This is a genomic window from Nostoc flagelliforme FACHB-838 (genome assembly GCF_014698065.1).
GTDB lineage: Bacteria > Cyanobacteriota > Cyanobacteriia > Cyanobacteriales > Nostocaceae > Nostoc > Nostoc flagelliforme_B.
The window spans coordinates 1-3,899 of record NZ_JACJSI010000491.1; the positions used below are offsets into that span (position 1 = coordinate 1).

The 3,899-nt window shown below is 41.0% G+C and carries 3 protein-coding genes; 1 reads left to right on the forward strand and 2 read right to left on the reverse strand.

Annotated elements, in window-relative coordinates; translation table 11 throughout:
- Positions 1-1,082 precede the first annotated feature (1,082 nt).
- Both H6G97_RS47215 and rpaB read right to left on the reverse strand, forming a co-directional pair.
- Positions 1,083-1,682, reverse strand: a complete 600-nt coding sequence (locus tag H6G97_RS47215) for a hypothetical protein (protein ID WP_190947269.1) — start codon at positions 1,680-1,682, stop codon at positions 1,083-1,085.
- A gap of 342 nt (positions 1,683-2,024) precedes the next feature.
- On the reverse strand, positions 2,025-2,762 hold the full coding sequence (gene rpaB, locus H6G97_RS47220; RefSeq protein WP_242056110.1) for a response regulator transcription factor RpaB: 738 nt from the start codon (positions 2,760-2,762) through the stop codon (positions 2,025-2,027).
- A gap of 489 nt (positions 2,763-3,251) precedes the next feature.
- On the opposite strand from rpaB, the gene H6G97_RS56400 reads away from it, so the two are divergent.
- Positions 3,252-3,470, forward strand: coding sequence for a hypothetical protein (locus tag H6G97_RS56400; RefSeq protein WP_190947270.1), 219 nt, complete (start codon positions 3,252-3,254; stop codon positions 3,468-3,470).
- Positions 3,471-3,899: the final 429 nt, after the last annotated feature.

The following is a 3,899-nucleotide window of genomic DNA, read 5'->3' on the forward strand; positions in this document are numbered from 1 at the left end:
CGCTCTAGTCAACCAACTCCATCCTTACTCCCCAAAGTTCCTACTACTGATTAAGTAATAAATGCTTCCTATACATTATGTGTCTTCCGAGATGATTTAGTCTTAATTTTCATCGATGAGCTTGTGTGTTTAGTCGCTGTAGCTTCTTCAATCATTATATTTTGCTCGATTTCAGCAATAAATTACCCCCATGAACGATTACTAACTGAACTTTGGATTATTTTCAAAAAGGGCGATCGCTTTGCTCTCTCCAATACCGTTCGGTTAAGACATCCCTTCCCTCTTGAAAGCGGACAGGCAGAAGGAAAGAACTTATACAATTATCTCTCCTACTTAAGAGCCTTCATCTCCTCTACACCTCTACACCCCGACTCTTCAACTTACCTTCTCTTTTCAGAAACTGATTTTTAACGTTAACGTGCGTCCCCTTGTGGAGTGTTGCTCTAGCCTCAAAGCATTCCATCACTTGCATCAACAGGAAGATTAGCTAGGAATTAAGCCCTGATTAAAATAAGGTTATGCAACAGAGCTTTCACTTGTATAAGCTCATTTTTCAGAGCTAACACCTTTAGGAGCGCTATTGCAGACCCCAGACCCTCCTGAAGTAGGAGACACAGTTTTGATTCTACGTCCTTTCTATGTAACTGGAAAAGTTGCCAGTTTCAACTGTCTCCTTAGCCAAATGCCTGCTTGGAAATATAGTTAGCGATTAGCTTATGAATTTACTAGTTTAGGAAAAATCCCTGTTGGAGCGCTAGAATTCAATTTATTCAACGAAGTGCAAGAACCTCTGTTGCTCAAAAAGCTACTGAAACTAGAGCTAGCAGCCAAACACGCATTATACAAAAATGCACCAGATAAGTCATATCGGCTCACCGACTTAACACTTTAAGCTATCTTGGTACAGTTGACTCACAATCGTTCTTGACGCGAATGCTCCGGTACGGCAGGGTAGGTGTACAAAATTGTTTTTCAAAAAAATCGCTGTGTTCGCGTCATTACAAGCTTTCGGGGTTATCACGAATTTAAAGTTACTAACTGTTGATGCATTGACTAACGTTGCTCCCGGTGGGGTAATTCATTTAGCAAAAGCCGCTAATATTTGAGGAATAAATTGTTGGCGCGTAGCGTTCGGCGACAATCTGGCCTTTATAAACAATAACTACAGCCCTAGTGTCCTGTTGGGGATGGAAAACCCTGTTTAGAGCTTCTTTGAGTAGTTTTTGGTTAATTTCAGGTGATTCTCGGTCTGTTTGCCCTAGCAACCACTGTTCATCTAGTTTTTGGGGAACCAAATCCATTGGCTTCACTGCTGATCGCAACTCTGCTTGAGAGGTAGCGATGACTAGAGTACAACCAAGCCCATAACGAAAGATGGCTTGATGTTTTGCCCATCCGAAAATACTTGCTGTTACAGATTGTTGTGGGCGCTCAATCTTTACTTGAATTAACTTGACAATTGACTGTTCCAGTGATGATAAACCTTTGATCTCAGCTAAAACATCTTGGTTGAAAATAGATTCACGAGTGCGCCCAGAGACAAATACACTTGAACAGAATTGTTTAGCTTGATAAGCCGTGCCAATACTCAAGACTCGCCACAAGGTATAGCCAAAATAGCTCGCAACACCCAGGCTAATTAACCCCAAACTCAAAAATATATACTTGAGGCTTTGTTTCATTCATTAACTACCAATTTATTGACATGGCGGAATTCACAATCATCACTCACCGAATCGAAGTAACATATTTTGTTGATTTTGGGCTTCATGCCGAATAAAGAAAATCATACTTCATCCCTGAGCCACTCCAACCCACTCCTCAGCGCCGCATCATCTGTGTAGTAAATTTTTTGTTCTCCGAATATTCCACCTGTCCAGCTGATGATACGGAATTCCCAGCAATGCCCTGGTCTGTAAAAGACCATCAGCGTGCTGCCGTTGATACAAACAACCGTATCAACTTTAACTTGGGACATTTACTGTTGTTGTGGGTGTGATGAGTGACATTTGGCGGTTTCATGATTAATGCTCTAGTTGAGCAATTCGTTGAAAAAAGTAACCACTTCCCCTTGCTGTGAGTATATATTCTGGATTTTCCGGGTCATCTTCTAACTTTAAGCGCAAGCGTGAGATATGCACATCCACCACACGAGTATCTGCATATTGTTCTGCGTTATAACCCCATACTTGCTGCAATATTTCTCCACGGGTAAAAGATTTACCGGGATAGCTCATCAATAACTCTACTAAGCTGTACTCTACAACCGTTAATGGAATCCGCTCACCCGCTTTGTAGACTTGTCGCTTATTAGTATCAATTTTGAGATTGTCTACAACCATTACTCCCAAATTAGAAATAGCAGCAGTAGTTGTTCTATCGTTTCTTCGTCGCAACAACGAGCGAATTCTTGACTCTAATTCCTTGGGAGAGAAAGGTTTTGCCATATAATCATCAGCCCCTAATTCCAGCCCAGTGATTCGATCTGCTACATCTCCCAAGGCTGTTAGCATAATAATTGGTACGTCTGATTGTTTCCGTAATTCTTGACAAACACCGTAGCCATCTAGCTTTGGCATCATCACATCCAGAACTATTAAATCAGGGGTCAACAGGCGAAAGGCTGACAAAGCTTCTTCACCATCACTAGCTGTAACTACGCTGTAGCCAATCATTTCTAACCGCGTCTGTAAAATCCGGCGGATGCTGGCTTCGTCATCTACTACTAAGATTGTGCTTTTATCACCTGATAAGTTTCTCAACGCTGTTCCTTTCCTCCACAGCGAGAACTCTTAACCATCCATTATCTGCTTATTGGGAGACAAAACCACAAAACAATCTTGAAGTACAACCATGATGAAGAAGCGATCGCTTAATACTTGCATCTGTGCAACAGATTATGTTGGGGCATCTGTCCGAAAACAGATTTGTACACAATTAATAAATTCTTACAATTAGGGACTCGTATTTCCCATAAATTTGGTGTATCTTGTTAATTCTGTGCAAATTATTTATACCTAACTTCTCCCAAATTTACTCAGACAAATTTTAAGCCAATGCCTTCGAGAGAACAGCCAATGAATACTTCTAATGAGATACATACAAAAAAAATCATCAAAAAATCTGAGAAGCTGACTTTGAAGCAAATGATGGAAATCGAAAAAGCCGAAGACCAACTTCAAGCAGCTAATACTGTTGAGATACAGACAAAGAAAATCATCAAAAAATCCGACAAGCTTACCCTGAAACAGATGAAATTAATCGAAGAAGCAGAAGACCAACTTCTTCGAGCTGATACTGTCAATTCTACTGCCCCTGTGGTTGAGGAGAAACCAGTAATCACTCCAGAGCTTAGAGTTCCCGACTATATTTCATTGCTTGACAATCCTCCAGTACAATCTGTGGGCAACTCTGGCTGGCAGGTTTCTGATGTCTGGCGCGATATCCGCGTTGATGATTTCTGTAGTTAATTTAAAGCAAGCAATTTGTATTCCCAGACGGTTGACCATCAAGGCGGTTGCAGTTATCCACGATCCGAATCTTAGAGATTGAGGAACAGGCACAAAGCAAAAGAGAAAAGTTTTCCCGAATGCATTCTTGTGCAGCAATACCTCAATACTTCGCTAAACCAATATTATGGCAACCGCCTGAGTGAGCAACTTTATGTAAACTATCTTTGCACCAAGTCAAAGTTATAGTTGCATTGTGCCTATAATAAGTTACGGCTAACTATAACTGAAAGTTAGCACCCTGTAAATGGTTATCGCTTGGATAACGCATCAAAGACGATACCAAAGACAAGCAAAATTTATCGGCAGCGCAATAGTTTGTATTCCGTTGCCAATATGCACCCTCCGCGATCGCATATTGGTGAAAGTGTTGTATCTGGGGGTTCGTGT